Here is a 26,277-nt window from a genome sequence, read left to right as displayed (position 1 = left end):
AGAAGTTCATGTCGCTGCGAAGACTTTGCGAGGGTTACGATCCGTCGACGATGGGGACAGTTGTGTATAACCGCATGGGTTAGAACCGGGCAGCCTGGATTGATGATGGCATGGTTGGGCGTGAAATGAACTTTAGGGGAAGGCCAGTTTCACCGCGCGGACGAAGAATCAATGCATAAGCCGCCACAAGCGGGCCCCCGAAAGGCAGTCTGAGCAAGTGGCGGCTCACTCTCTGGAACGAATACGCCATAGATGCTGATTTCACCGGGCATCAAGCTTCTCCGGAGCGCGAGGCGGTCCAGCATGCGGGCCGCAGTTGGGTATGGGATGGGTGCGCGTGCCCATTGCGTTTTCGCCGATATCGCCCCAGCCGCCACACACAAGGCGGCGCGTGGCAACCTGCGTACCGAACGGACGTACCACGAGCGTCCAGGCCAGCGCAAACGCGATGCCCGCGATGCCGGCCACGCTGCTGTTGAAGATGGCACCGCGAAAATCAGCACGCAACAACACGAGATCGCCGAGTGCCACCGGGCCCGCGCCATCAGCCCAGGCCCAGCCCCATCTCACAGAGTGACAAGCCTTCCGTTGGAGGCCGGTGCCTCGCGAGTCAATCGACGTGGTTACCGTTGAAGCACGGCACGGCGACTTTTGCGCGGCAATCGCCCATATGGCAAGAATTTGTTTACGCACAAGCTGCCGGCCGTAATCGGAAATTCCCCGGGGGCGATGGGAACGGCAGTTGCACAACAACGTCTGTGGGGCCAGATCGGCCCAATCGGAGCGCCGCCCCGCTGCCCTGTTCGGTGGCCGCCGACATAGGCAGCCCGTTCATCTGGACCGAGAGCGATCGCGACATCCTTTAGAAAGTCAAGGGTCATGCGGATGTTCAGCCCTATGCAATCGCAGCTGCAGGAATGGACTGCTGCATGGAATGTTGCGAGACGCCAGAGGCGGCGGAAACCTTGGCGGACTCGATCAGCCTGAGGTTAAGCGGTAGCGATTGTGGTGAGCGATGTGGGAATGTGCTCAGCACAAACTCAGGATCTCGCGAGCCTGGGCTGCAGTCGCGACGGGGCGACCATATTCCTCGCACAGCTCGGCGACCTGGCGCACAAGCGCCGCGTTGGACGGGGCGAGCGTATGCTTGTCCATCCGCACATTGTCCTCGAGCCCGGTGCGGCAGTGGCCCCCTAGTTCGAGAGACCAGCGAGCCATCGTCAGTTGATCTCGACCGATGCCTGCGCCGGTCCACGTCGCGTCGGGCGAAAGGCGCTTGAGGGTACGAACGTAGAATTCAAGCACTTCGCGATCGACAGGCATTGCGTTCTTGATGCCCATCACAAATTGGATATGCAGGGGACCCACGATCGCGCCCGCTGCCTGCATAGCCGCGGCCTGGAAGATCATCGACAGGTCAAACGCCTCGACTTCGGGCTTAATGCCGTAGGTTTTCATTTCGGCGGCGAGCCAGTCGACCAGGTCCGGAGCATTGTCATAGACCCGGGTCGGGAAGTTGACGGAGCCGGTGGCCAGGCCCCCCGCGTCAGAATGGTTGTCGCCCCGATAGAATCAAAACCCCGGGGGCGAGGATGAAGGACGAGAGTGGCCAGGTACGGAAAAGAATTCAAGGACAGGGCTGTGGCGCGCATGCTGCCGCCCGAGAGCGCATCGCCGGAAGACGTTGGGCGCGAGATTGGCGTGGGTGTGGATACGCTTGAGCGTTGGCGCAGTGAGTCGCTGTCCAAGCCCGCTCGCGAGCGGGCTTGGACAGCGCCCGCCCGGTTCGACGCGGTGCTGACCACCGCCGCCATGGACGAGGCAGCCAAGAGCGCCTGGTGTCGTGCCAACGGGGTGTATCTGCAGGATCTGGTCAACTGGCGGCAGAGCGCGACGCAGGCGCTGGCCGAGCCGGATGAGGCGCGCGCCAGCCCAAGCCAGACCAAGCAGGACCGGCGCCGCATCAAGGAACTCGAGCGCGATCTGCGCCGCAAGAATGCGGCGCTGGCCGAGACGGCGGCCTTGCTGGTGCTCTCAAAAAAACTCGAGGCGATCTTCCACAAGGGCGAGGACGAATGATCGGCCTCGAAGATCGCCAATTCGTGGCCCAGAACATCCGCGTGGCGCACACCGATGGCGCTCGGTTGCGCCTGGCGTGCGAGACCGCCGGCATCGACCTGCGCACGCTGCAGCGCTGGAAGGCCGGGGAAGGCCTCACATCGGGCGATCGCAGGCCGGACGCAGCGCGTCCGGCACCTGCCCATGCCTTGAGCCCGGCCGAGCGCGCCACGCTGTTGAGCGTAGCCAACGAGGCGCGCTTCGCCGATATGCCGCCAGCGCGCATCGTGCCCATGCTGGCCGACGAAGGTGTGTACATTGCCAGCGAGTCGAGCTTTGCTCGCGTGCTGCGTGAACACGGCCAGACCGAGCACCGCGGTCGAGCCAAGGCCCCCAAGGTCATCCGGCCGCCGACCACGCACATCGCCACGGCGCCGCGCCAGGTCTGGTGCTGGGATATGACCTACCTGCCGGCCACCGTGACCGGGCAATGGTTCCACCTGTATCTGATTCTGGACCTCTACAGCCGCAAGATCGTGGGCTGGGAAGTGCACGACAGCGACGACTCGCTGCACGCCGCCCATCTGGTGCGCCGCACGGCGCTGGCCGAGGGCATCGCCACCATGCCCGTCAAGCCGGTGCTGCACGGCGACAACGGCGCCACGCTCAAGGCCACGACCGTGCTGGCCATGCTGTACTGGCTGGGTGTGAAGCCCTCGTACTCCAGGCCGCGCGTGAGCGACGACAACGCCTATGCAGAGTCGCTGTTCCGAACCGCCAAGTATCGGCCAGAGTTCCCTGTCAATGGCTTCGTCGATCTGGACGCAGCCCGGGCCTGGGCGACCCACTTCGTGCGTTGGTACAACGTTGACCACCGCCATAGCGGCATCCGCTATGTCAGCCCATCGCAGCGGCACGTCGGCGATGACCGGAAGATCCTCGCGGCTCGGCATGCAGTCTACCTTCTGGCCCGCGAACGCAACCCGGCGCGCTGGTCAGGCAGCACGCGTAACTGGACGCCCGTCGGCGCCGTGACGCTTAACCCTGAACGGGACTCGGTGGTGGCCATGGCATCACAGACCGAAGAAATACAGCCGTTGGCTGCATGACTGAGGCGACAACTACCTTGACGCGCGCCGCAGGGATGCCATGTCCGGCCGCAGGGACAGCATGGCACCTCGCTCATTGCCGGCCCCAGAGCGGCCCCCGGTGGACACCTGGGTGATCATGCCCGGCGCGTACTTGCGAATGCCCTCCAGCACCAGGGCGAAACGATCGGGATTTGACGTGGGAGTTTCGTCATCGTTGCGTACGTGAAGATGGACCAGGGTCGCCCCGGCTTCGAATGCCGCCTGGGTCGACTCCACCTGCTCGCTCACTGTGATGGGTACAGCCGGATTGTCTATTTTGCGCGGCAGTGATCCCGTGATCGCAACAGAAATAATGCAAGGCTTGCTCATGATTGATTTCAGTAAATTGGGTAGGATGGGCGTGGCATACTCTTTGCACCTCCAGGGTCACCGATAAGGCGACCTCTGCGCTGGCTTGGCGCCGTCTTCGTTTGTATTGGTCGGCAATTTGCACGCATCGTGTGCGGGCAGCCTGGCTTCGTCCAATACTGATTGGGTCTGCGATGGCAGGCTTTTCGTCTCCGCGAGAGCCTGCCCTTTTTCTCCCAGGCCCGAATCGCCAAGAAGATAGGCGTCGCACATCCTGGCTGTCCTATCTCAGGATTTTCGGTGTTGGGCGCGTAGAACGACCGTCCGTTCCGAATCCTCTTCGCCCTGGCTCGACCTGCTGTCGATCACCGATGCCGACCGCTTATGGTCAATCAGGAGCACAGCCAGCACTGCTATGACACCAGGCACTGCCATTGCAGCGAAATTCTGCTGGAGCGGAAGGGACATGCTTACCAGCACGCCGATGACAATGGGCGCGAGGATTGCGCCGCTTCTGCCGACACCGGAGGCCCAGCCAATGCCCGTGCCCCGGACGGTGGCTGGGTAGAACTGCCCTGCATAGGCGTACGTCACAATTTGCGTGCCGATCGTGGATGCTCCGGCGAGCGCAACCACGACGAACAAGGCCTCGGTCGGCATCTTGTAGCCAAGCAGCGTGATCGATATCGCGGCGAGTGCGTACATGCCAACCAGCACGTATTTGATATTGAACTTGTCTGCCAGCCAACCACCTCCGATTGCGCCGGCCATCGCGCCAAAGTTCAACACCAGCACGAACGTCAGTGCCGAGCCGAGGCTATAGCCCGCGCCAGCCATGAGTTTCGTGAGCCAGGAACTCAATGCATAGACCATGAACAGGCACATGAAGAAGGCGACCCATAGCATCGCGGTGCTGAATCCGCGGCCATCACGGAACAGCATGCTGATGGGAGCGCTGGATCCTTTCTCGGCCTGCGGCAAGTCGAACCGGTCTGTCGTCTGAGCGCGGTAGGTGGGCTCCATCTGGGCCAGTACCGCTTTGAGAGTGTCCAGACGATTGCGTTGGATCAGGAAGGGCAGTGACTCCGGCATCAGCTTCAACACAGCAGGGATGATAAGTACGGGAACGCTCGCAGCCAGGAATACCGATTGCCAACCGTACGTCTCGATCAGTGATTTGCCCAGGATTGCGGCGAGAATCCCGCCTACGGAATACCCGCTAAACATCAGCGTGACCATGGTTCCGCGGATCTTGCGCGGCGAGAACTCTGTCATCTGAGCGACGACATTGGGCATCACACCGCCGATGCCCAATCCGGCAAGGAACCGGGTAATGCTGAACGTGACCGGATCATGCGTCATTCCCGCCGCAGCAGTAAAGACGCTGAAGAGCGCAATACAGACTGCAATGGCTTTGGGCCGGCCAATGCGATCGGCAATCGTACCCATGATGACGGCGCCGAACATCATGCCGAACAGCGCGGAACTGACCATGAAGCCGGCGCGGGTCGCGTCGACGCCCATGTCTTTCATGATGGATGGGAGCGCAATGCCCACGACGGCAAGGTCATAGCCGTCAAAGATGATGATGAGCGCGCACCAGAACAACAGGCCAGCGTGGAATCTGTTGAAGCGCGCATCGTCGGCGAGCTTGTGAACGTCAATGTGACGCATGCTTTGTCTCCTCCATTGTTTTAGGAATGGTCGCGGCGTTCTCCGCGGCAACTGCGGTTCACGCGCGCGCCTCCAGGTCTCTGAGCCTGAAGAGTTGGATCTTGCTGTTGCCGTCTTGGGCAGGGTGGGCAGGAATAGGATGGTGCGCGGATAGTTGCAGGCCGAGGCGGCCCTCTACGAAGGCCCTCAGCTCGCCATCGCGTCACGACCCATCTGGTCAGGGACGCTCACAGCGCTCCTGACCTTCACAGCAGGCGCGTAACGAATCTCTTTGTGGACCGCCTCCATCCCGGCTGGGACAATAGCTCTCCGTTAGCTCGCCGTCCGGTTTCCTATCGCCGCTTCTTCGACGCGTTCTAGCCGTTGTCGCCGCCCGCAACCGGGAGTACAGCGCCTGTGATGTAGCCTGCTTCGTCAGATGCAAGGAAAAGAATCGGCGCGATTTGTTCGTCGAGCGTGCCGTAGCGTTTGAAGAAGGTCGATTCAGCAACCTGCGTCACCGCCTCGCTCATCCAGGCCTGCTCTTGCTCGCTATCTCCAGCCGCGTTGCGAGGCACGCGCCGGGGAGGCGCCTCGGTTCCACCCGGTGCCGCAGCGACCACGCGGATGTTGTGTTCGCCATACTCCATCGCAAGCGACTGCGTTAACGCGTTGACGCCGCCCTTTGCAGCCGAATACGGCACGCGGCGGATGCCGCGCGTTGCATTCGAGGAAACGTTGACGATGGTTCCGCGTCCTTGAGCGAGCATGTGCGGAAGGACCGCGTGGCAGCCGTACAAGGTCGGCATGAGCGAGCGGCGGATTTCCGCATCAATTTGAGCCGGTTCGAACTCAGCATAAGGCCGCATGCGAATGGCTCCGCCCACGCCGTTGACCAGAATGTCAATTCGACCAAACTTCGCCACAGCGAATGCCATCGTGGAGGCTGCACCTCCATAAGTCTCGAGGTCGGCAATGAAGCCGGCAGTGTCGGCCCCCACTGCTTCCGCTGCGACCTCGGAGACGAAGTCGGCGCGGTCGACAAACAGAACCTTCGCACCTTCAGCCGCAGCGCGTAGAGCGACGCCGCGTCCGATACCTTGGGCGGCACCGGTGACCACCATCACCTTGCCTTCGAATCGCTTGGCGCTCATGGGGTCACCGGGGCTGCGTTGGGCGTGAACTTCTCGTAATGGAAGCTGTTGGGCTTCACGCCGTTGTCGTCGAAATACTTGCGCACCGCGTCGACCATCGGCGGCGGTCCGCACAGGTACACGTCAACATCACCATCGTTCAGACATTCCGCCGGCATATGCTGGGTCACCCAGCCCTTGCGGGGATGGCTCGATTCCGCCTCCGCGACCACTGTGCTGAACGTAAAGTTCGGCAACTTCGCGGCGTACGCCTGGATCGCCTCAACCTGGACCAGGTCGAGGTCTCGTGTCACGCCGTAGATGAGATGCACCTTCTGCTCCGAGTTCGCGCGAACCAGAACTTCCAGCATTGACAGGAAGGGAGCCAAGCCCGTGCCGCCAGCCAGGAACAACAAGGGACGCTCCACTGCCCGGAGGTAGAAGCTGCCCAAGGGGCCCGTCAGTTGCACCTTGTGGCCTGGCTGCGCCGATTCGAGCCAGGTACTCATCACGCCGCCAGGGATTTTCTTGATCAGGAAGCTGATTTTCGATGCGCCCGGCGCGGACGAAAATGAGTACGAGCGATGCTTTCCGCTGCCGGGGACGTCGATGTTCACATACTGGCCGGCGAGGAAGACCGGAGGGATGCTGTCCACGTCCAATTCAAGGACCACCGCCGCATCATTGTGCTGTTCGACTTTCGTGACCGTCGCAGCGAACTTGTTTTGCTCGGTTTTGCACACCGTCGACGATGCCGGAACTGCGATGACGCAGTCACTCTGCGGCACCATCTGGCACGTGAGCACGAGACCGCCAGCTTTCTCGTCGTCGCTCAACGCGTCCTCAATGTAGTCATCGCCCAAGTCGTAGCTGCCACTCTCGGCGCGGCACTTGCAGGTGCCACACACGCCGTCGGAGCAATCCATCGGCAGATTAATCTTGGCGCGAAAAGCGGCATCGAGAACCTTTTCGCCGGCCTTGCATTCGACAAAGCGGGTCACGCCGTCTTCAAAGTTTAGTGCGATGTTGTAGCTGGACATGTTACCTCCTGCGTCCTTTCTCATTCCAACCGGTGGCATCAGACGTGGTAGACGTCCAGCACTTGGCGGATATAGTCATTCTTGAGCGCAATCTTCTTGCTCGAGATCAGCAAGCGGTCGTCAACTTTGCGGAGGGTGACGTAGGCGGTGCCGAAATACTGGTCCGTGACCTTGTAGCGATGGCTCAACGTGTTGAAGTTGTATCGAACGTCGACTTCGTTATCCCGCTCCGCCAGCACTTCGACATTGGTGACGTTGTGGCTGGTGCGCGGTTCCGGCATCGACGCGCTGCTGCGCTCGGTTCTGATACGGAACACCCGGTCTTCCAGGCCGCCGCGGTCCGCGTAGTACATCAGAGAAATTTCGCTTTGCGGGTCTTCGGTAAGCTTGTCATCGTCATCCCAGGCAGGCATCCAGTAGGTGACGTCTGCTGTGTAGCAGGCCAACCACTCGTCCCACTGACGGTCATCCAGAAAGCGCGCCTCTTGATAGAGCGCGCTACAGACCTTTTGATAGCCGATGCTCATACCGCTGCCTCCGCCTGTTCTTTGCGCAGGGCTTCGCGCATCACCCGCATCCAATATTCGTGTTGAACCACAAAGAGACCTTCATCTTCGCTGCGCTCGCCAGATATCAGTGGGTTCAATCCCATGCCCTTCGCGTTCGCGTCAGGTCCGTGGACCCACAACGGTGCGCCGCGCGACATGTCGTTCCACATCGACGTCGTGCTGGCGTAGCCCGCCTGGCATGCACGGAACTCTTCGAGGTCGTCGCTGGTGCCCATGCCCGAAACGTTGAAGAAGTCTTCGTATTGACGAATGCGGATCGCGCGGCTTTCTGCGCTTTCGCCCTTCGGTGCGAAGCAGAAGATGCTGACCTCTGTCTTGTCGACACTGATCGGACGGACGACACGAATCTGGGTACTGAACTGATCCATCAGGAACACGTTCGGATACAAGCACAGGTTTCGTGTCTGATTCACGATGTACTTCGCCTTGTCTTCGCCGACACGAGCCGCAATTTCGTCGCGATGTTGATAGACAGGACGCACTTCAGGATTCATCGTGTTGGTCCAAAGCAGGATATGGCCATGCTCGAAGCCATACACACCGGCAACCGACTTGCTCCAACCGTTTGCATCGACGGCCTTGGTGCCTTCGACATTGCGGCGGCCCATCGTTGCGGCATAGTTCCAGTGCACGGTGCTGACGTGATAGCCGTCACAACCGTTTTCCATCTGCATCTTCCAGTTGCCGTCGTAGATGTACGAAGAGTTGCCTCGCAACACTTCGAGACCATCCGGCGCCTGCGAGACGATTTGGTCAATGATGACCTTCGTCTCGCCGAGATAGTCCTCGAGCGGCATCACATCTTCGCTAAGGCTACCGAACAGGAAACCCCGATAGTTCTGGAAGCGCGCAACCTTCTTCAGGTCGTGCGACCCCTGTTTGTTGAACTGCACCGGATACTCGGTGGTCTTCTCGTCCTTTACCTTCAGCAGCTTGCCGGCGTTCGAGAACGTCCAGCCATGGAACGGGCAGGTGAAGCTGCCCTTGTTGCCGTGCTTGCGACGGCACAGCATGGCGCCCTTGTGGGCGCACGCGTTGATGACCGCGTGCAACTCACCGGCCTTGTCACGCGTGATGACAATCGGCTGACGACCAATCCACGTCGTGTAGTAATCGTTGATGTTCGGTACCTGGCTTTCGTGCGCGAGGTAGACCCAGTTGCTCTCGAAGATGTGCTTCATCTCGAGTTCGTACAAATCGGCGTTCGTGAAGATGTCGCGGCGACAGCGGAACACACCGTTTTCCTTGTCGTCCTGGACGGCGTTGCTCAGCAAATCGTCCAGTTGCCGTGCTTTATCGATAGTTGCGGACATGAGTCGTCTCCCTATGCGGGCTTCGTGGTCAAGCCCTTGGCATCGGTTCAGATAATTCGTGCGAGGAAGCTGGCGGCCTGGCGAGAGCGGCCGCCGCGTGAGGGGTTACGCCGTGGCGGAGGCGCGCGGGCGATTCACAAGCTGGTTGTCCTTGCCTTGCACCAGCGGAGTCAACTCGATGTTGAATTCGATTTCCTTGTACGCGTCGCCCTTGAGGCCAAGCGCGGCACCGCCCGTCTTCTCGACAACGTGCGGCACAAGCTCTTCGCGCGTCGCATAAGCGAAGTCGTCCCAGATCAGCGGATCGCCTTCGATATTGATCTGCGTCGTGAGCTTGCGAGTCTTGTCGCTCGTTACGAAGAAGTGTACGTGCGCCGGGCGGTTGCCGTGGCGGGCAAGCACGTCAAGCAACTGTTGCGTGGCGCCTTGCGGCGGACAGCCGTAGCCAACGGGCATCAGCGTGCGAAACTCGTACTTGCCGTCAGCCCCGGTCTTCACCGCGCCACGAAGGTTGAAATCGTCTTGCGCGCCGGTCGGATCGAAGTGCGAGTAGAAGCCCTTGGAGTTGGCGTGCCAGCATTCGACCACCGCATCGGCCACGGGCTTGCCGTCCGGTCCGGTCACCGTGCCACGGATGATGAGCGGACCCGCGTCTTCGTCGGCATTGAGATCAATCTTAGAGACGCCATCACGCACCGGGGCGCCAGCAACATACAGCGGGCCTTCGATCGTGCGCGGCGTGCCGCCGTGGATGTCAGCTTCACGGTCCTCTGCATCCATGCGGATGTCAAGATACTTCTCGAGACCAAGGCCAGCGGCCAAGAGGGCCGCCTCACCATCTTGTCCCAGCTTGTTGAAGTAATTCACACCAGCCCAAATCTCGTCGGGCGTCATGTCCAGATCGTCGATGGCCTTGAAGAGGTCGCTCAGCAGACGATGAGTAATCTGCTTGGTACGAGCGTTGCCATCCTGGCTTCCCAGATTAGCAGCGGCCTTCAGCAGGTCCTGCACTTCCTTCGAGTCGAACACTTTGACACTCATGTCTGCTCCTAAACTTTCTGTGTTTTGCTGGGGTAAACCCTCGTTTCAGGTGGATCTGAATTTACTCAGAAGGTATGATCCGGCCTTAAAACAGAGCGTGATGGCAGAATAGAGGACGGCAAACTGGTCAGTCCAACACCGTTTTAGTATCGGATCATATCCCGGAGGTATCATATGGAGCTGCGACATCTTCGCTACTTTGTAGCGGTTGCAGAAGAACGCAACTTCACGCGCGCAGCCAAGCGGCTCCACATCGCGCAGCCGCCGTTAAGCCGCCAAATACAGCAGCTCGAAGAAGCGCTGGGGGTACAGCTATTCGAACGGAGCTCTCGTCCGCTCAAGCTCACCGAGACCGGCAAGTTTTTTTACTCGCACGCGGTGAATCTGATTGCGCAGACGAACGAGTTGGAGTCGATGACGCGACGCGTGGGCAACATCGAGCGCAGTCTGTCCGTCGGTTTTGTGGGATCCACGCTCTACGGCATGCTGCCAAAGATCATTCGGCGATTCCGAGACGAGAACAAGTCGGTCGAGCTCAGCCTCCACGAGATGTCGACGATGGACCAGATTCGCGCGCTCAAGGACGGACGCATCGATGTAGGCTTCGGCCGGATTCGACACGAGGATGCGAACATCCGCCGGGTGACTCTCCGCGAGGAGAAAATGATCGTTGCACTTCCCGTCGGTCATCCGCTCTCGACGTCGAAGCCGATACTCGCGCTTCGGGACCTCATCTACGAAACACTCATTGTTTTCCCCAAAGCACCGAGGCCAAGCTTCGCGGACCAGGTTCTGTCGGCTTTCCAGGAGCGAGCCCTTGCGCCTCGCCGCATCTATGATGTGCGCGAATTGCAGATCGCATTGGGGCTTGTCGCGGCGGGAGAAGGGATAGCAGTCGTTCCGAGCAGCGTCTATGGGCTGAAGCGCGACGACGTGAGCTACATGGAGCTGGATGACCCAACCCTCACGTCGCCAATCATCATGAGTATGCGTGCAATGGATGAGTCGCGTGACATCAAGGAAATGTTGGAACTGATTTATCGACTCTACGAGGAAGAGGGAATTCCCTATGTGCCTCGCACGGACAAGGGGTCGTAGAACGGTCATACCTCTGGGGGTATGATGGTCTTGGACAGCCGAAGATTGCCGGCGCAAAACTCCAACCTTCACCTGCGTTCAAGCGACGGCTTTCAGGGCATTGGTGAAGACGGGTCGAACAGGACGCGACGATGCACGCGCCGGCCACAGTAGAGGGCCCAACTGCGCCGCTGACATGCATCCCCGGAAAAGAGCGTAACGCCGCTCCCCGGGTAGACCAAGCCGTGATGATAAGTTGCTTCTGCCCAGCTAAAAGCGACAGTTGGTATGTTTATATGCCGCCGATCCAGAACCAGGACACTATGCTTGAGGAAGCTCCGTGTGCTGCAACACCCATTCCACCGCGCGCGCCAGGAAGGGCGACGTGTCGCCGGCCCGCATGCTCATGATCACAGGCGAGACGAAACCAGGTGCTTCAATGGGGTAATAACGCACGTCGTCGCGGTGCAAGCGTTGTACGGAGGCCGGCACCAAGGTGATGCCCAGACCGGCGGCGACTAGCCCCAGGGCGGTTTGCAGTTCATTCGCTTCCTGGACCACGCGCAACTGCAGCCCGCGGGCGCGAAAGAGTGAAAGCAGATGATCCGCGTAGCTGGGCCTTGGTCGCGCAGGGTAAAGCACAAACGGCCGCCGCGCCAACGCTTCCGGCGTGAGCGCGTCGTCGCCTCGAACCTCGACGGCAGCCGGCAACGCCGCGATTAACGGCTCGTTCATGACAACCGTTTGCGTGATGCCGGGATCGTTCAACGCAATGCGGCCAAAAGCCAGGTCAATGCGCCCGGCCTTGAGTGCGGTCGCTTGCTGAACCGTGATCATTTCGCTGAGCCCTACTTCCACTTGGCTATCGGTACCGCGCAGTTCGCGAATCAGCTCTGGCAAGAAGCCATACAGTACCGACGGCACGAAGCCAATGCCAAACCAGCGCTTTTCGTTGCGACCGATACGCCGCGTGGCCTCGATGGTTTCCTCCAGCCGCTGGGTCATTTGCAGCGATTGCTCCAACAAGAAACGCCCAGCCTCGGTCAGGCGCATTCCGCGACCGACGCGGTGAAAGAGCTCCACGCCGATTTCATCCTCGAACTGCCGGATCTGGCGGGACAACGGCGGCTGGGCCATATGCAAGATCGAAGCCGCCCGCGTCACATTTAACTCCTGAGCGACGGTCTGGAAATAGCGTAAGTGGCGAAGCTCCATATCGGATCCCAAAAATACCTGTACGGTATGCTATCAGACACGAATGGTCTTGGACACCCATACGGTCGAGATGCATACTCAGAGGCAACTCAAATTGCACCGAAAAGGTATCGAATGACCCATGCAACGGTTACGGCAGTCGAAGCAATCCTGGTCGATCTACCGACCATCCGCGCACACCAGCTCGCCATGGCGACCATGCAGCAGCAGACGCTGGTTATCGTGCGGCTGCAGTGCAGCGACGGCATTGAAGGTATCGGCGAGGCCACTACTATCGGTGGCCTGTCCTACGGCGACGAAAGTCCCGAAGGCATCAAACTCACCATCGACACCTACCTGGCCCCGGCGCTGGTCGGCCAGGACGCCGCCAACGTGCATGCGGCCATGGCGCGCCTGAATAAGGTGGCGCGCGGCAACCGCTTCGCCAAGTGCGCCCTTGAAACCGCATTGCTGGATGCGCAGGGCAAGCGCCTCGGCGTGCCGCTGGCCACGCTGCTGGGCGGCGCCGTGCGCGACACGCTGCCGGCGCTATGGACCCTGGCCAGCGGCGATACCGGGCGCGATATCGCAGAGGCCGAGCAACTGCTGGAAGCCCGCCGCCACAACACCTTCAAGCTCAAAATCGGCCGCCGCGCCGTGCGCGACGACGTGGCCCACGTGGCCGCGATCAAGCGCGCGCTGGGCGAGCGTGCCCGCGTGACCGTTGACGTGAACCAGGCCTGGAACGAGGCCGAGGCCGCCACCGGCATCGCCATGCTGGAAGCCGCAGGCATCGACCTGATCGAACAACCCACGCCGCGCGAACAGCGTGCCGCGCTGGCCCGGCTGGCCGCCCGCTTTGTCGTGCCGATCATGGCCGACGAGGCGGTGTGCGGGCCGGAAGACGCGATGGAGCTGGCACGCATTGGCGGCGCCGACGTGTTTGCCCTGAAGATCGCCAAGTCTGGCGGCATCTTCGGCATGCTGCGCACCGCGGCCGTGGGCGATGCCGCCGGCATCGCGCTCTATGGCGGCACCATGCTGGAAGGCAGCGTGGGCACCATCGCCGCCGCGCATGGCTTCTGCACGCTACCGCAGCTCGCGTGGGGCACGGAACTGTTCGGGCCGCTGCTGCTCAAGGACGATATCGTCACGGCGCGGCCGGAGTACCGGGATTTCGCGCTGCACTTGCCGCAGGGGCCGGGCCTTGGGCTCGCGCTGGACGAGGACAAGCTGGCGCACTATCGCCGCAAGCAAGGCTGAAATCAGCCTCCCAACACGATCGGAGAAACGCTCATGCTTTATCTGGTACGAATGGACGTCAACCTGCCGCACGACATGCCTGCGGCCCAGGCCGATGAGATAAAGGCGCGCGAGAAGGCCTACGCGCAAGACCTGCAGCGCCAGGGCAAGTGGCAGCAGCTCTACCGCGTGGTGGGCGAATACGCCAACTACAGCATCTTCGATGTCGAATCCAACGACGAACTGCACACGCTGCTGGCCGGCCTGCCGCTGTTCCCGTACATGAAGCTCGCGGTGACGCCGCTGGCCAGGCATCCGTCGTCGATACGCTGAACGATTCAATCAAAAGACAAAACGGAGACAAATGAAATCCCTGCTGCAACGGCTGTTCCCGCAGCCATTGACCACACCTGAGGCCCGCACCAACGCCGCCGCGCTGATGCTCGCCCTGGCCGCGGCCAGCGCGCCCGCCCACGCCGCGTGGCCCGACCACCCGATCCGCTGGATCGTGCCCTTCCCCGCCGGCGGCGCGATGGACAACATCGCGCGCACGCTGGGTGAAGATATGTCGGGGACGCTCGGTCAGGCCATCGTGGTGGAGAATCGCCCCGGCGCCGGCGGCAACATTGGCGCGGAACTGGTGGCGCGCGCGCCGGCCGACGGCTACACCATGATCATCGTGGCCAACGGCATGGCGGTGAATCCCGCCCTGTACGGCAAGCTCAGCTACGACCCGGTGAAGGACTTTGCCCCGGTGTCGCTGCTGGCTGTGGTACCCAATGTACTGGTTGCGAGCAAGGCCAAGACGCCAGCGAAGACGGTAGCGGAGGTGGTGGCCAATGCCAAGGCGCGGCCGGGCAAGTACACCTATGCGTCGGCGGGAAACGGCACCTCGATCCACCTGGCGGGCGAGTTGTTCACGTCCATGGCGGGCGTCGACCTGCTGCACGTTCCCTACAAAGGCAGTGGACCGGCGATGACTGACCTGCTTGGCGGCCAGGTCGACTACATGTTCGACAGCATTACCTCGGCAAAGCCGCATATCGATTCCGGCAAACTCACCGCCATCGCGGTAACGACCACCAAGCGCTCGACGGCGCTGCCCAATGTGCCTACCGTAGCCGAGTCCGGGTTGGCTGGCTATGAGCTATCGCCGTGGTTCGCCGCCTTTGTTCCGGCACGCACGCCTTCCGCCGCCATTGAGAAGCTGAACCAAGCCATGCTCGATGCGCTACGCAATCCTGCCGTGCAGAAACGGCTGGCGGCGATTGGCGCGGAGCCGATTGGCAGTACCCCGGCAGCACTACGCGACCACCTGGCGCGTGAGACCGCCAAGTGGGGCGAGCTGATCCGGGCGCGCGGGATCCGCGCCGATTGATCTCCAGTGCAGTCTGAGCCTAGTGCGATGATGCTCGGTAATGCGACCACGCAACGCTTCGCGCAATTTGGCAATGCCTCTGTCGGGCGTTGCCGAGGGCCAGGGCGGCAAGTCGCTCGGGGAAAACCATATCCATCGTCAGGAGCGCGACGGACGGGACACCGCCGTTCTGCTGAGGCGGGTCAGGTCGCACCCAACCGCTCTCGCATGCGACTGGGCACGTCGCGGGCCTCTCGATCGGGAGGCGCAGATTGTCGGTCTGCACGGCCTCCTCCGTAGCAGCCGGTGCGCTCGAAGATGCGACAAGGCGCACTTCATGAACTCAGCAATTGTTTTCCCGTTTTCAGCGATCGGTGCTGAGATCATCCATGCAAGTCTGCCTGGACGCCAGTATTGGGCTGACCTCGCTCGGGTCGGAACGGAAATGGGGCCGGCAGGTTCTTTGCTGTCGGGATCATGCGTTTCGTCAAGTCGAAGGCCTCGTTTGTGAATTGTGAATTCCAATGTCACCGCTGTCGCCCTACTGTATTTGGCACGCCTATGGTGCAAATCTAATAAAAGGCGGCGCACGCTTTGGCGTGATCAACTAGGGAGACGACGATGAAGCAAGGCCTTGAAATGCTGCGGGTGGCAATCGCCAGGCTGGTATTGGCGACAGCCGGGATGACGTGGGCTGTTGGTGTGGTGGCATTGGCCGAGCCCGGCGCTGCGCTGGCGGCATACCCTGACAAGCCGATCCGGCTGATCGTGCCTGCGGCAGCGGGTGGTACCACGGATATCGCGTCGCGTCTGGTTGGCAAACGCATGGCCGAACTCCTGGGCCAGCCGGTAGTGGTAGAAAACCGTGCCGGCGGCGCCGGCATCATTGGCGTGCAGGCGCTCAAGCAATCTGCTCCCGACGGCTACACCCTGATGATGGGCAATATCGGACCCAATGCGATCAACTATAGCTTGTACCGGCAACTGCCTTATCGTGCGGAGGACTTTGCGCCGGTCACCATGGTGGTGTCGGTCCCCAACGTTCTTGTGGTAAATGCGAATGTGCCGGCGCGTACGGTGGCCCAGCTGGTAGCGCTGGCCAAGGCCCAGCCCGGCAAGCTCTCCTTCGCCTCGTCGGGCACTGGCCAGTCGGTCCATTTGTCTGGCGAGCTGTTCCGCAAGCGCACCGGTATTGATATTATCCATGTGCCCTACAAGGGCGCGGCACCGGCCGTGGCCGACTTGGTTGCCGGCCAGGTAACCATGATGGTGGATAATCTCCCCAGCTCCCTGCCTCATATCCAGTCGGGCAAATTGCGGGCACTGGCCGTGACCAGCGCGAACCGCGTCCCCGAGCTGCCAGACGTGCCTACCATGAAGGAGGCCGGTTTGGAGGACTTCCAGGTGACTGCGTGGTTTGGCCTGATGGCTCCGGCAGGCACGCCGCCGGCCGTGATCGACAGGCTGCAGAGGACCGTGGCTATCATCCTCGCCGAGCCCGAGGTCAAATCACGCCTGGCTGATTTGGGCGGCGTGCCCGGCGGCGATACGCCCACGCATTTCGGAAATTTCATCAAGAGCGAGCGCGAGCGTTGGGCACGCGTGGTCAAGGACACCGGCATTCCGCTGGAATAAGCCTGCAATCGACTGCTGAGCCTCTTTTGAGAGAGAGACATAAGCGACAAAACTGCATACCTGGCTCACCGTGAGATCCGCAACAAGCCGGCAGCTTGCAACGCGAAGCTCGAACGTGACCAACGTCGAGTCGAAGCTGGCCGCCCCTTCAGCTGGCTAAACCTTTGCTCCAGTGATCGGGGGCTTAGCTCCTCCCGCTTGCTTTTGGGCTCGCGAGGCCCATTTGGGCAGCGTCTCGCCGCATCGGCACCTCCAACGCAGCTACAAACTCGCCGCGATGAACGAGCATGCTTCGCGCTGTTCAGGCTTCAGCTGCCCCTTTTTGCCCAGACTCGAAGCATAGCAGCTGCCAGCTGGGCCTTGCACTCGCGGGGGCTATGCGCCTGTTCGCATCAAGTCTTTCTCCCAAGGCAAGCCCTGCTCGAATCTGGATTTCAGAAAGTCAATAAATGCTCGCAATTGCGGCGGCGTGTAGCGGTTAGGGAGCGTGATCGCGTACAGTGTGCTGCCAGGCGAACGGGTTAGCCTGTATTCGTTTAGGACGGTTTCCAGCCTGCCGCTTTGCAGATGTTCTACTGCGACATACGAAGGCAGCAAGCCAATGCCGAGCTTTGCCGCAGCCATTTCGCCAAGGAAACCATAGTCCGAGCACTCCAAATGCGGTTGGATGGAAACCCGGTGCACGAGGTCACTGCCTTCTCGCACATATTCCAGCCCCACACGTGTGCGCACGCCAAGGCAGGTATGAGACGCCAAGTCCTCCGGCGTGACCGGTCGACCATGCCGCTCCAAATACGCGGGATTCGCGCATAGCATCCATTCGATCGGCCCGAGGGCACGCGCCACACAATGTTCGCCGGGGTCATTGGTGACCCGCAATGCCAGGTCGAGATCATTTTCCATCAGGTCCACGGCACCGCCCTTAAAGCTCACCGACAGCGATACCTTGGGATACAGATTGCAGAACTCGGCAAACATGGCGGTCAAGTACAGCCGACCGACCGCCGGTGGACAGCTCACACGCAATGGACCGCGGATGGAAGTGCCGAAGGTGTGCAGTAGTTCGTCCGCGCGCTCTACCTCGGCGCGGATGACGGCGCATTGCGCGTAAAACGCCTCGCCTATTTCCGTCAGACTCATGCGGCGCGTGCTCCGCCGTACTAGCTGCGCCTCCACATCGCGCTCCAGCTTACGGATACGTCGGCTGACATTGGAGCGGTCAATGCCAAGCTTGAGCGAAGCATTCATGAAGCTGCCAGATTCCACGACCGTGGCGAAAAACAAGTAAGCGTCGAGTTCCATGGTTTGAGCGGCAATTGGTGCGCTGCGCGCAACGCACCTGTGCGCAAGCGCAGGCTTACGTGCCTGAAATGTGGATGCAATACTCTCCCAAAGCCCAGTTTGCTGGTTAAAAGGCGGAGGAGACATGAAGCGGATCATACCCGCGCTACTGCTTTGTAGTGCGACAATCGCAACGAATGCGCAGGCCGAGTATCCCGTCAGACCCATCACGCTAGTGGTGCCGTTTCCCGCCGGCGCGACGACGGATACAGTGGCCCGCGTGGTCGGCCAGGCGGCATCAGCCCAGCTTGGCCAGCCCATCGTGATCGACAACAAGCCAGGCGCGGAAGGGCAAGTGGCCGCGCAGGAGGTAGCCCGGGCGACACCGGACGGCTACCGTTTGCTGCTCGCCACGTCGGGCAACCTGTCGTTGGTGCCGGCGCTGCGCAAGAAGCCGCCCTACGACGTGCTGACCGATTTCACGCCCATTACCGATGTCGGTCGCTTCGGCTTTTTCCTGTATGTGAACCCTGCCGTCCCGGCCAGCAACCTCAAAGAGTTCCTTGCCTACGCCAAGGCCAATCCCGGCAAGCTAAGTTACGGCACCGGCAACAACACTGGCGTGGTCGCGTTCTCGCACTTCAAGACACTCACTGGCATCGAGTTGACCCAGGTTCCCTACAAGGGCGAGCCGCCGGCCATGCTGGATCTGATCGCCGGCCGCACCCAGGCCATGATCGGTACGACCATCGGCGCGTCCTATCTGCGCGAGGGCAAACTGCGCGCACTGGTGTCCATCAATGCCCAGCGAAACAGCCTGCTTCCCGATGTGCCGACGCTGCGCGAGGCCGGCATGCAGGATTTGGAGATCATGCCGTGGGCGGGTCTGGTCGGGCCGGCGGGCATGCCCAAGGACGTCGTGGCTCGTCTGAACCAGGCATTCGTTGCCGCGATGAACGATCCGAAGGTACGCGAACAGATGGACCGGCTGGGCTTTCCTTTGACGCCCTCTTCACCTGAAGCGTTCGGTCGTCTGATCAAAAACCAACTGGCGGTCCATGGCCGCCTGGTGAAGGATGCCGGACTGCAGCCCGAATAACTGCACGTACCGCAAAAGGAGAGAGTTGATGGTTGCCTCACTGCAATATGGCGAAACCCGGTTCGACGGCGCCGAGATCGAACGCCGCGCCGCGCAGGTTGCCGGCGGCCTGGCAGCCCTGGGCGTGGGAGAGGACGATGTCGTGGCCATCGTGCTTCGCAACGCGCCCGCGCTGTTCGAGATCACGCTGGCATGCAACCGCGTCGGCGCATATCACTGTCCGGTGGACTGGCGGTTCACCGTGGATGAGCTGGGCTATATCCTGCAGGACAGCGGTGCCTGTGTGCTGTTCATCGAGGCGGACTTGTTAGCAACATTGCGTGCCGCGATCCCGGAAGGGGTGCGCGTACTGGCGGTCACGCCAGAACCGTTGGCCTTGCAGGCTTATCCCTCTTCGCGCGTTACCGGCGAAGTGCCGGCAGACATCCTTCGCTATGAAGCATGGCGCAGCGCACAGGTGGCGTACAGCGGTCCGTCGTGCCGGCCGCGCGGGCGCTTCGCCTATACCTCGGGTACTACTGGACGTCCCAAAGGCGTGCGGCGCCTCGAGCAGGGCCTGCATCCAGAGCAGCCGCGCCTGCTGCGCGATACCGTCAAGGCCGTGTTCGATTTTTCCGCAGAGGCACGCGTGTACCTGTCCGCGCCGCTCTATCACGGCGCGCCCAATCTTTACGGTGTGCAGGCCATGCTGGCAACCGGACTGGTCGTGCTGGATCCCCGCTTCGATGCCGAAGCCACCCTGAGCGCCATCGAGCGCCATCGCATCACGCACCTGTACCTGGTACCCACCATGTGCGTGCGGCTGCTGGCGTTGCCGGAACATGTGCGCAACCGTTACGACCTGTCGTCCGTGCGCTTCGTCGCCTGTACAGGCGCGCCCTTTGCCGTTGCCATCAAGCAGGCCATGATCGATTGGTGGGGGCCAGTCATCAATGAATCGTATGCGTCCAGCGAAATGGGTATGGTTACCGTGATTTCGTCCGCGGAGGCCATCCGCAAGCCCGGATCGGTCGGCCGGCCTGTGAGCGAGGCCGAGGTGCGCATCTACAGCGACGCGGGCTGCCGCCTCGGCACAGGAGAAGTTGGCAACATCCATGTGCGCCAGCCTGCCTATTCGGACTTTACCTACCACAATCGGCCTGAGGCGCGCGCCGCGATAGATTGCGAAGGACTGGCATGCGTGGGCGACATGGGCTACGTCGATACCGACGGCTTCCTGTTCATCTGCGATCGCAAGAGCGACATGGTGATCTCCGGCGGTGTGAACATTTACCCGGCTGAAATCGAAAACGCACTGTCCGGCATGCCGGGTGTGGCGGACTGCGCGGTGTTTGGCGTGCCCCATGAGGAGTTTGGCGAAATGGTCGTGGCAGTGGTACAGCCTGCCGACGGCGTGCAACTGGATCTGGAGGGAATGCGTGTGTGGCTGAAAGACCGGCTCGCCGCTTACAAGGTGCCGAAGGTGATCGAACTACGCACCGAACTGCCGCGCCAGGAAAGCGGAAAGATCCACAAGCGCAAGCTGCGCGATGGCTACTGGCAGTATGCCGGGCGCCGGATCTGAACAAGCGGCGGCAAGTGTAGCGATGAACAACAATCAACACGCTGCGAATGCAGCAATATGGGAGGCCGCATGAAGATGAATCTATGGAGCCTGATTGACGCGCACCTGGCAGAGCACCCGGATGCGGTCGCATTCATAGAGGGTGAGCGTGCCATCACCCATGCAGAATTCGATCTGCTGTGCCGTCGCACAGTCGCTTGGTTGGAGGCCCAAGGTATCGGCAAGGGAGACCGGGTCGGTGTGTGGCTCGTCAATCGCATCGAATGGCTGGCGCTGTTCTTTGCGCTGGCGCGCGTCGGCGCGACGCTGGTGTCGGTCAACACGCGCTATCGTAGTGAAGAGGTGAGCTACCTCATCGAAAAGAGCGGCGCCCGCCTGCTGGTGCTGCAACCGGGCTTCCGAAAGATCGACTTCGCCGGGATTCTCGATGCCATGGATCCCGCCTCGCTGCCCACGCTGCAAGCCATCGCGTTGGTGGATGCTGATCCGGCAACGCCCGCCCGTCTGGTGGGCCGCCCCGTGGTGCCTTTCGATTTGCATATGCGCGAGCCGGTGCAAGGGCTGGATGAATCCGATCCCAATGCCTGCGCCATTTTGTTCACGACCTCGGGTACCACCAAAGGCCCCAAACTGGTGATGCACCCCCAACGCACGCTCGTCGATCATGCCAGGCGTTGTGCACACGCTTATGGCATGGATGCGGATGGTGCGGTCATGCTGGCCATGCTGCCGTTCTGCGGCGTATTCGGGCTGAATGGCGTGCTGGCGGCGTTCGCGGGGGGCGCGCCCGTGGTACTGCTCGAGACGTTTGAGGGGCCTCAGGCCGCCAGGCTGCTCGCCGACCAGCGTGTCACGCACACGTTCGGCAGCGATGAGATGTATCGCCGCATCCTGGACGCGGCACCGGCGGACCGGCCATTTCCGGCCGCGCGGCTATTCGGCTTCGGTGCATTCACTTCGAGCTTCTCCGAATATGCCAGCGAGGCTTGCGCACGGGGCATTCCACTCGCAGGGCTGTATGGATCGAGCGAAGTCCTGGCATTGTTTTCCTGCCAGCCGATGACGCTGCCGGTGCAGGCGCGTCTCGAAGGAGGCGGCCTCCCGGTAGCTCGGGGCGATGCCACCGTGCGTATCCGTGATGTCCAGACGGGAGCGTTGCTGCCAGCAGGACAGTCCGGCGAGATTGAGATCAGCGCGCCGAGCTTGTTCCTGGGGTATGACCACGATCAGGACGCCACCGCTGAAGCGGTACGTCCCGACGGCTTTTTCCGAACCGGCGACCTTGGCCATCTACGCGCCGACGGCTCGTTCGTGTATGAAACGCGCATGGGCGATGCGATTCGTCTGGGCGGGTTCCTGGTCAACCCGGTCGAAATCGAGGCCGTGCTCAAGCGCTTCGATGGTGTCACCGACGCGCAGGTGGTCGCCGTGGAAATCGATGGGCAGACCCGCTTGGTCGCATTTCTGATCCTCACTGACGGTGCCCAGCTAGCCGACGCCGATGTCATCACCCAGATGCGCGCCCAAGTGGCGCCGTTCAAAGTGCCCGCGCGTGTCTGGTTCGTCGATGCCTATCCGGTCACGCTAAGCTCCAACGGCGTGAAGACCCAGCGCAACAAGCTGCGTGACCTGGCACTGGCGCGGCTGGCGGAACCTGTCGCCGCCGCAAGCGCGTGAACCCCGCCCCGAAAAATTTCATGCCAACTACGCTCTATTTCGAGGATTTCCTTCCCGGGCAGGTGTTCGAGAGCACTGGTCGCACCATCACCGAGACCGACCTGACGATGTTCTCAATGCTGTCTGGAGACTGGAATCCGATCCATGCCGACGCGGAATTCGCCAGGGACACGCGCTTCGGACAGCGTGTGGTCCACGGTGCACTAGGCATCGCACTGGCCACCGGCATGCTGCATCAACTCGGCGTCTTTGACAAATCAGCCGTGGCCATGATGTCGCTGCAGAACTGGACCTTCGCGGCTCCGATATTCGTTGGCCAGACGCTGCGGCTCAGGATGGAGATCCTGGAAACAGAGGCCGGCACCAGCAAACGCGTAGGACGCGTAAACCGGCGACTGCAGTTAATCGACCAGACCGGTGGCGTGATCCAGGACGGCACGACCGACGTGCTGGTGCTCAAGCGCGACGTCCAGGCCGCCTGAACGCGCGCCACATCGCCGCTCTTTCCCATTACCAACTTCAGCAGGATATCCGATCGCAGAATCGGGGCCGCTGACCGCGGCCGCCCCTGCGGTAGCGCATTGCAACCCCAGACGAACACCAGGAGACACCATGCAATCCCTGATCAGACTGACCGGCATGCTGGTCGCCCTAACCGTTGCCGGCACCGCAGCGGCACAGAGCTTCCCGAGCAAGCCGGTAACCATCGTCGTGCCGTACTCGGCCGGCGGTCCGGTGGACAGCTTCGTGCGAGGACTCACGCCACGGCTTGCCGATGCGTGGAAGCAGCCGGTGGTGGTGCTGAACAAGCCTGGCGCCAATGAAATCATCGGCGCCGAGTTCGTCGCCAAGAGCGCGCCGGATGGCTACACGCTGTTTGCTGGCACGGAAGCTGCGCTAACCATGAACCAATTTCTGTACAAAAAGCTGCCGTACAGCCCAGACAAGGACTTTGCCGAGGTATCGCGACTCGTGGCACTCCCGTTGGTGTTCTTCGTGCCAAAGACCTCGCCCGCCAATTCGCTCAAGGAGTTCATCGCGCTCGCGAAGAAAGTTTCAGCAAGCAAGCCAATGACCTACGGCTCCTCTGGCGCCGGCGGCATCGCGCACCTACCCATGGCGATGTTCACGCATAATGAAAACCTGACCATGGTACACGTCCCTTACAAGGGTGCCGCGCCACTGATCCCAGAAGTGATCTCAGGGCAGATCGACGCCGCCGTACTCGGCGTCTCGGTGATCGAGCAGCACGTCAAGTCCGGCGCGCTCAAGGCCCTCGCCGTCTCGGCGGACACGCGCTCGGCGGCGCTGCCCGATGTGCCCACCTTCAAGGAGCTAGGGATCAAGGAGATCAATGCGGTCTTCAATATCGGCCTTGTTGCGCCGCATGGCACGCCGCCCGCGCTAGTGGAGAAGATTTCCTCTGACGTCAGCCGCATCGTCCAGTCGCCAGACTTCCGCAGAAAGTATATCGATGCGTTCTCCTATGTCGCAGTGGGCTCCACACCAATGGCGTTCAAAGATTTTCTGACACAAGACCGAAAGATCCAGAGCGAACGCGTGAAACTTTCCGGTGTGTCGCTCGATTGAGCCGAACTTAATCAACTCAACGGAACCACCATCATGGCTACCGCCCCCCATCTGCCTCCAATCCTGCAGAACCTGGCCTTGCCAGTGATCTCGTCGCCAATGTTCACCGTGAGCTATCCGGAATTGGTGCTGGCCCAATGCAAGGCCGGCATCGTCGGTTCGTTTCCCGCATTGAATGCGCGTCAGCCGGAATTGCTCGATGAATGGCTGACGCTGATGAGGGCGGAACTCGACACCTTTCGGGCGGCCAATCCCGGTGCGATTGTCGGGCCGCTCGCGGTCAACCAGATCGCCCACACTTCCAATGTGCGGCTGGAACAAGACGTAGCAACGTGCGTGCGCCATCGCGTGCCAATCTTCATCACGTCACTGCGGGCGCCGGTGCGGGAGATCGTCGAAGCCGTCCATTCCTATGGCGGCATTATCTTCCATGATGTAGTCAATCTGCGCCATGCAGAGAAAGCATTGGAAGCTGGTGTTGATGGGCTGATTCTTGTCGCTGCCGGTGCCGGTGGACATGCTGGAACACTGTCGCCGATGGCATTAGTAGGTGAGGTCCGCCGTCGCTTCAACGGTCCCATCGCGCTGTCCGGCGCCATCGCCACCGGCGATGCAATTCTTGCGGCGCAGGCCATGGGCGCTGACTTTGCCTACATCGGTACGCGCTTCATCGCCAGCGAGGAAGCCAATGCGAGCCCGGAGTACAAGCAATCGCTGGTCAAGGCCGGCGCGTCTGACATCGTCTATAGCAATTTATTTTCCGGTGTGCACGGAAACTACGTCCGCGAAAGCATCGAGCGTATTGGGTTGGATCCCGATAATCTGAGAGAAGGCGAGAAATCCAAGATGAGCTTTGCGGATGGTCGCTCCAAGCCAAAAGCTTGGAAGGATATCTGGGGCGCCGGGCATGGCGTGGCGCAGATCCATGACATTCCTACCACCTCCGAGATTGTCGGACGACTTAGACATGAGTACGTTGCTGCGCGCGATCGCATGGCACGATTGCCCTGATCTCAAGACAAAAGAGCGTCGCGCAACACGAGTGCAATCACCGTGACTGCGGCATCCGCCTTTCTCGGAACCGTGGGATCTAGATGAACACGTGGTGGTGGCATTCGAACACTCCATTCCGGGCGATATACGCTGCACAGACATGAAGGCGACAATTCAATCGATAGAAGCCATTCTGGTCGACTTGCCCACCATCCGGGCACACCAGCTCGCCATGGCGACCATGCAGCAGCAGACGCTGGTTATCATGCGGCTGCAGTGCAGCGACGGCATTGAAGGTATCGGCGAGGCCACTACTATCGGTGGCCTGTCCTACGGCGACGAAAGTCCCGAAGGCATCAAACTCACCATCGACACCTACCTGGCCCCGGCGCTGGTCGGCCAGGACGCCGCCAACGTGCATGCGGCCATGGCGCGCCTGAACAAGGTGGCGCGCGGCAACCGCTTCGCCAAGTGCGCCCTTGAAACGGCATTGCTGGATGCGCAGGGCAAGCGCCTCGGCGTGCCGCTGGCCACGCTGCTGGGTGGCGCCGTGCGCGACACGCTGCCGGCGCTTTGGACCCTGGCCAGTGGCGATACCGGGCGGGATATCGCAGAGGCCGAGCAACTGCTGGAAGCCCGCCGCCACAACACCTTCAAGCTCAAAATCGGCCGCCGCGCCGTGCGCGACGACGTGGCCCACGTGGCCGCGATCAAGCGCGCGCTGGGCGAGCGTGCCCGCGTGACCGTTGACGTGAACCAGGCCTGGAACGAGGCCGAGGCCGCCACCGGCATCGCCATGCTGGAAGCCGCCGGCATCGACCTGATCGAACAACCCACGCCGCGCGAACAGCGTGCCGCGCTGGCCCGGCTGGCCGCCCGCTTTGTCGTGCCGATCATGGCCGACGAGGCGGTGTGCGGGCCGGAAGACGCGATGGAGCTGGCACGCATCGGCGGTGCCGACGTGTTTGCCCTGAAGATCGCTAAGTCCGGCGGCATCTTCGGCATGCTGCGCACCGCGGCCGTGGGCGATGCCGCCGGCATCGCGCTCTATGGCGGCACCATGCTGGAAGGCAGCGTGGGCACCATCGCCGCCGCGCATGGCTTCTGCACCCTGCCGCAACTGGCCTGGGGCACCGAGTTGTTGGGCCCGTTGCTGGTGAAAGACGATATCGTCGTGAAGCGCCCCGAGTACCGCGATTTTCGCCTGCACTTGCCCGAAGGCCCGGGCTTGGGCCTCACGATTGATGAAGCCAAACTGGCGCACTACCGCCGAGCCTGATCCCGCACAGTTTCTGAAAGAGGATTGCCATGCTCTATCAGGT

At 61.5% G+C, this 26,277-nt stretch carries 22 protein-coding genes and 3 pseudogenes; 13 read left to right on the top strand and 12 right to left on the bottom strand.

Translation table 11 applies throughout. The features are described 5' to 3' along the window. Nucleotides 1-261 precede the first annotated feature (261 nt). The gene (locus AC3WQZ_RS20845) at nt 262-531 is read right to left on the bottom strand and encodes a hypothetical protein (protein ID WP_454750382.1); all 270 of its coding nucleotides are present in this window, start codon (nt 529-531) and stop codon (nt 262-264) included. Between the two features lie 498 nt (nt 532-1,029). Then, nucleotides 1,030-1,548, bottom strand: a pseudogene (locus AC3WQZ_RS20840) (beta-keto acid cleavage family enzyme); the annotation flags it as partial. Between the two features lie 57 nt (nt 1,549-1,605). Here AC3WQZ_RS20840 and AC3WQZ_RS20835 point away from each other — a divergent pair. Continuing rightward, a protein-coding gene (locus AC3WQZ_RS20835; protein ID WP_492301177.1) for an IS3 family transposase occupies nt 1,606-3,167 on the top strand; the annotation gives its coding sequence in 2 pieces (ribosomal slippage) (nt 1,606-2,044 and nt 2,044-3,167; 1,563 coding nt in all). 18 nt (nt 3,168-3,185) lie between these two features. On the opposite strand, the pseudogene AC3WQZ_RS20830 reads toward AC3WQZ_RS20835, so the two are convergent. From AC3WQZ_RS20830 to catA, 8 genes and pseudogenes are all read right to left on the bottom strand, one after another. Beyond that, a pseudogene (locus tag AC3WQZ_RS20830) lies at nt 3,186-3,518 on the bottom strand (3-keto-5-aminohexanoate cleavage protein); the annotation flags it as partial. A 267-nt stretch (nt 3,519-3,785) separates the two neighbouring features. Next, nucleotides 3,786-5,171, bottom strand: a complete 1,386-nt coding sequence (locus AC3WQZ_RS20825) for an MFS transporter (protein WP_454749725.1) — start codon at nt 5,169-5,171, stop codon at nt 3,786-3,788. A gap of 198 nt (nt 5,172-5,369) precedes the next feature. Next, a pseudogene (locus AC3WQZ_RS20820) lies at nt 5,370-5,459 on the bottom strand (RidA family protein); the annotation flags it as partial. Nucleotides 5,460-5,527: 68 nt separating this feature from the next. After that, nucleotides 5,528-6,304, bottom strand: coding sequence for a benzoate diol dehydrogenase BenD (gene benD / locus AC3WQZ_RS20815; RefSeq protein ID WP_454749724.1), 777 nt, complete (start codon nt 6,302-6,304; stop codon nt 5,528-5,530). Then, nucleotides 6,301-7,323: a benzoate 1,2-dioxygenase electron transfer component BenC gene (benC, locus tag AC3WQZ_RS20810; RefSeq protein ID WP_454749723.1), complete on the bottom strand. Its 1,023-nt coding sequence runs from the start codon at nt 7,321-7,323 to the stop codon at nt 6,301-6,303. The genes benD and benC overlap by 4 nt, the downstream gene beginning before the upstream one ends. Nucleotides 7,324-7,361: 38 nt before the next feature. Continuing rightward, a complete protein-coding gene (gene benB, locus AC3WQZ_RS20805) occupies nt 7,362-7,850 on the bottom strand; it encodes a benzoate 1,2-dioxygenase small subunit (protein ID WP_454749722.1) in 489 nt (162 codons plus the stop codon). Next, a complete protein-coding gene (locus tag AC3WQZ_RS20800; RefSeq protein ID WP_454749721.1) occupies nt 7,847-9,205 on the bottom strand; it encodes an SRPBCC family protein in 1,359 nt (452 codons plus the stop codon). Before AC3WQZ_RS20800 ends, benB begins: the two co-directional genes overlap by 4 nt. Nucleotides 9,206-9,310: 105 nt before the next feature. Beyond that, the gene (gene catA, locus AC3WQZ_RS20795) at nt 9,311-10,246 is read right to left on the bottom strand and encodes a catechol 1,2-dioxygenase (RefSeq protein ID WP_454749720.1); all 936 of its coding nucleotides are present in this window, start codon (nt 10,244-10,246) and stop codon (nt 9,311-9,313) included. A 174-nt stretch (nt 10,247-10,420) separates the two neighbouring features. Between catA and AC3WQZ_RS20790 the strand changes: the two genes are divergently transcribed. Next, nucleotides 10,421-11,344: a LysR family transcriptional regulator gene (locus AC3WQZ_RS20790; protein ID WP_029048042.1), complete on the top strand. Its 924-nt coding sequence runs from the start codon at nt 10,421-10,423 to the stop codon at nt 11,342-11,344. 300 nt (nt 11,345-11,644) lie between these two features. Here the strand turns inward: AC3WQZ_RS20790 and AC3WQZ_RS20785 are convergent, their stop codons facing one another. Then, complete coding sequence (locus AC3WQZ_RS20785) at nt 11,645-12,538, bottom strand: LysR family transcriptional regulator (RefSeq protein ID WP_454749719.1); 894 nt, start codon at nt 12,536-12,538, stop codon at nt 11,645-11,647. A gap of 114 nt (nt 12,539-12,652) precedes the next feature. Here AC3WQZ_RS20785 and AC3WQZ_RS20780 point away from each other — a divergent pair, with 114 nt between their 5' ends. The 4 genes from AC3WQZ_RS20780 to AC3WQZ_RS20765 all read left to right on the top strand — a co-directional run bounded on the left by AC3WQZ_RS20780 (nt 12,653) and on the right by AC3WQZ_RS20765 (nt 16,751). After that, nucleotides 12,653-13,780, top strand: a complete 1,128-nt coding sequence (locus tag AC3WQZ_RS20780; protein WP_492301174.1) for a muconate/chloromuconate family cycloisomerase — start codon at nt 12,653-12,655, stop codon at nt 13,778-13,780. A gap of 33 nt (nt 13,781-13,813) precedes the next feature. Then, nucleotides 13,814-14,092 carry a muconolactone Delta-isomerase gene (gene catC / locus AC3WQZ_RS20775; RefSeq protein ID WP_454750237.1) on the top strand — a complete coding sequence of 93 codons (279 nt, stop codon included), beginning with the start codon at nt 13,814-13,816 and terminating at the stop codon, nt 14,090-14,092. Between the two features lie 31 nt (nt 14,093-14,123). Next, nucleotides 14,124-15,137, top strand: a complete 1,014-nt coding sequence (locus AC3WQZ_RS20770) for a tripartite tricarboxylate transporter substrate binding protein (protein ID WP_454750236.1) — start codon at nt 14,124-14,126, stop codon at nt 15,135-15,137. A gap of 663 nt (nt 15,138-15,800) precedes the next feature. Continuing rightward, nucleotides 15,801-16,751: a Bug family tripartite tricarboxylate transporter substrate binding protein gene (locus AC3WQZ_RS20765; RefSeq protein WP_454750240.1), complete on the top strand. Its 951-nt coding sequence runs from the start codon at nt 15,801-15,803 to the stop codon at nt 16,749-16,751. 375 nt (nt 16,752-17,126) lie between these two features. Here AC3WQZ_RS20765 and AC3WQZ_RS20760 read toward each other — a convergent pair whose 3' ends face one another. Next, nucleotides 17,127-18,053, bottom strand: coding sequence for a LysR family transcriptional regulator (locus AC3WQZ_RS20760; protein ID WP_153957004.1), 927 nt, complete (start codon nt 18,051-18,053; stop codon nt 17,127-17,129). Between the two features lie 124 nt (nt 18,054-18,177). On the opposite strand from AC3WQZ_RS20760, the gene AC3WQZ_RS20755 reads away from it, so the two are divergent. The 7 genes from AC3WQZ_RS20755 to AC3WQZ_RS20725 all read left to right on the top strand — a co-directional run bounded on the left by AC3WQZ_RS20755 (nt 18,178) and on the right by AC3WQZ_RS20725 (nt 26,234). Beyond that, a complete protein-coding gene (locus tag AC3WQZ_RS20755; RefSeq protein ID WP_454750235.1) occupies nt 18,178-19,131 on the top strand; it encodes a Bug family tripartite tricarboxylate transporter substrate binding protein in 954 nt (317 codons plus the stop codon). A gap of 28 nt (nt 19,132-19,159) precedes the next feature. After that, nucleotides 19,160-20,695, top strand: coding sequence for an AMP-binding protein (locus tag AC3WQZ_RS20750; protein WP_454750239.1), 1,536 nt, complete (start codon nt 19,160-19,162; stop codon nt 20,693-20,695). Between the two features lie 69 nt (nt 20,696-20,764). Then, nucleotides 20,765-22,372 (top strand): AMP-binding protein, encoded by a 1,608-nt coding sequence (locus tag AC3WQZ_RS20745; protein ID WP_492301172.1) that lies wholly within the window; start codon nt 20,765-20,767, stop codon nt 22,370-22,372. A 20-nt stretch (nt 22,373-22,392) separates the two neighbouring features. Then, entirely contained in the window at nt 22,393-22,854 is a 462-nt protein-coding gene (locus AC3WQZ_RS20740) for a MaoC family dehydratase (protein WP_454749199.1), read from the top strand. A 130-nt stretch (nt 22,855-22,984) separates the two neighbouring features. Then, nucleotides 22,985-23,962, top strand: coding sequence for a Bug family tripartite tricarboxylate transporter substrate binding protein (locus AC3WQZ_RS20735; protein WP_454749198.1), 978 nt, complete (start codon nt 22,985-22,987; stop codon nt 23,960-23,962). A 33-nt stretch (nt 23,963-23,995) separates the two neighbouring features. After that, entirely contained in the window at nt 23,996-24,973 is a 978-nt protein-coding gene (locus AC3WQZ_RS20730) for an NAD(P)H-dependent flavin oxidoreductase (RefSeq protein WP_492301171.1), read from the top strand. Nucleotides 24,974-25,115: 142 nt separating this feature from the next. Next, nucleotides 25,116-26,234, top strand: coding sequence for a muconate/chloromuconate family cycloisomerase (locus tag AC3WQZ_RS20725; RefSeq protein ID WP_492301169.1), 1,119 nt, complete (start codon nt 25,116-25,118; stop codon nt 26,232-26,234). The last annotated feature ends 43 nt before the right edge of the window (nt 26,235-26,277 follow it).

Source organism: Cupriavidus sp. FW305-26, from assembly GCF_058787975.1.
The sequence above is the reverse complement of the archived record's forward strand: the minus strand, read 5'-3'. Positions and strand labels throughout refer to the sequence as shown.

Coding starts and splice junctions, on each gene's coding strand:
- AC3WQZ_RS20765 (WP_454750240.1), top strand. CDS start 15,801: ATGACGTGGGCTGTTGGTGTGGTGGCATTGGCCGAGCCCGGCGCTGCG.
- AC3WQZ_RS20740 (WP_454749199.1), top strand. CDS start 22,393: ATGCCAACTACGCTCTATTTCGAGGATTTCCTTCCCGGGCAGGTGTTC.
- AC3WQZ_RS20755 (WP_454750235.1), top strand. CDS start 18,178: ATGAAGCGGATCATACCCGCGCTACTGCTTTGTAGTGCGACAATCGCA.
- AC3WQZ_RS20780 (WP_492301174.1), top strand. CDS start 12,653: ATGACCCATGCAACGGTTACGGCAGTCGAAGCAATCCTGGTCGATCTA.
- AC3WQZ_RS20785 (WP_454749719.1), bottom strand. CDS start 12,538: ATGGAGCTTCGCCACTTACGCTATTTCCAGACCGTCGCTCAGGAGTTA.
- AC3WQZ_RS20760 (WP_153957004.1), bottom strand. CDS start 18,053: ATGGAACTCGACGCTTACTTGTTTTTCGCCACGGTCGTGGAATCTGGC.
- AC3WQZ_RS20800 (WP_454749721.1), bottom strand. CDS start 9,205: ATGTCCGCAACTATCGATAAAGCACGGCAACTGGACGATTTGCTGAGC.
- AC3WQZ_RS20770 (WP_454750236.1), top strand. CDS start 14,124: ATGAAATCCCTGCTGCAACGGCTGTTCCCGCAGCCATTGACCACACCT.
- benD (WP_454749724.1), bottom strand. CDS start 6,304: ATGAGCGCCAAGCGATTCGAAGGCAAGGTGATGGTGGTCACCGGTGCC.
- catA (WP_454749720.1), bottom strand. CDS start 10,246: ATGAGTGTCAAAGTGTTCGACTCGAAGGAAGTGCAGGACCTGCTGAAG.
- benB (WP_454749722.1), bottom strand. CDS start 7,850: ATGAGCATCGGCTATCAAAAGGTCTGTAGCGCGCTCTATCAAGAGGCG.
- AC3WQZ_RS20825 (WP_454749725.1), bottom strand. CDS start 5,171: ATGCGTCACATTGACGTTCACAAGCTCGCCGACGATGCGCGCTTCAAC.
- AC3WQZ_RS20730 (WP_492301171.1), top strand. CDS start 23,996: ATGGCTACCGCCCCCCATCTGCCTCCAATCCTGCAGAACCTGGCCTTG.
- catC (WP_454750237.1), top strand. CDS start 13,814: ATGCTTTATCTGGTACGAATGGACGTCAACCTGCCGCACGACATGCCT.
- AC3WQZ_RS20750 (WP_454750239.1), top strand. CDS start 19,160: ATGGTTGCCTCACTGCAATATGGCGAAACCCGGTTCGACGGCGCCGAG.
- AC3WQZ_RS20735 (WP_454749198.1), top strand. CDS start 22,985: ATGCAATCCCTGATCAGACTGACCGGCATGCTGGTCGCCCTAACCGTT.
- benC (WP_454749723.1), bottom strand. CDS start 7,323: ATGTCCAGCTACAACATCGCACTAAACTTTGAAGACGGCGTGACCCGC.
- AC3WQZ_RS20790 (WP_029048042.1), top strand. CDS start 10,421: ATGGAGCTGCGACATCTTCGCTACTTTGTAGCGGTTGCAGAAGAACGC.
- AC3WQZ_RS20725 (WP_492301169.1), top strand. CDS start 25,116: ATGAAGGCGACAATTCAATCGATAGAAGCCATTCTGGTCGACTTGCCC.
- AC3WQZ_RS20745 (WP_492301172.1), top strand. CDS start 20,765: ATGAAGATGAATCTATGGAGCCTGATTGACGCGCACCTGGCAGAGCAC.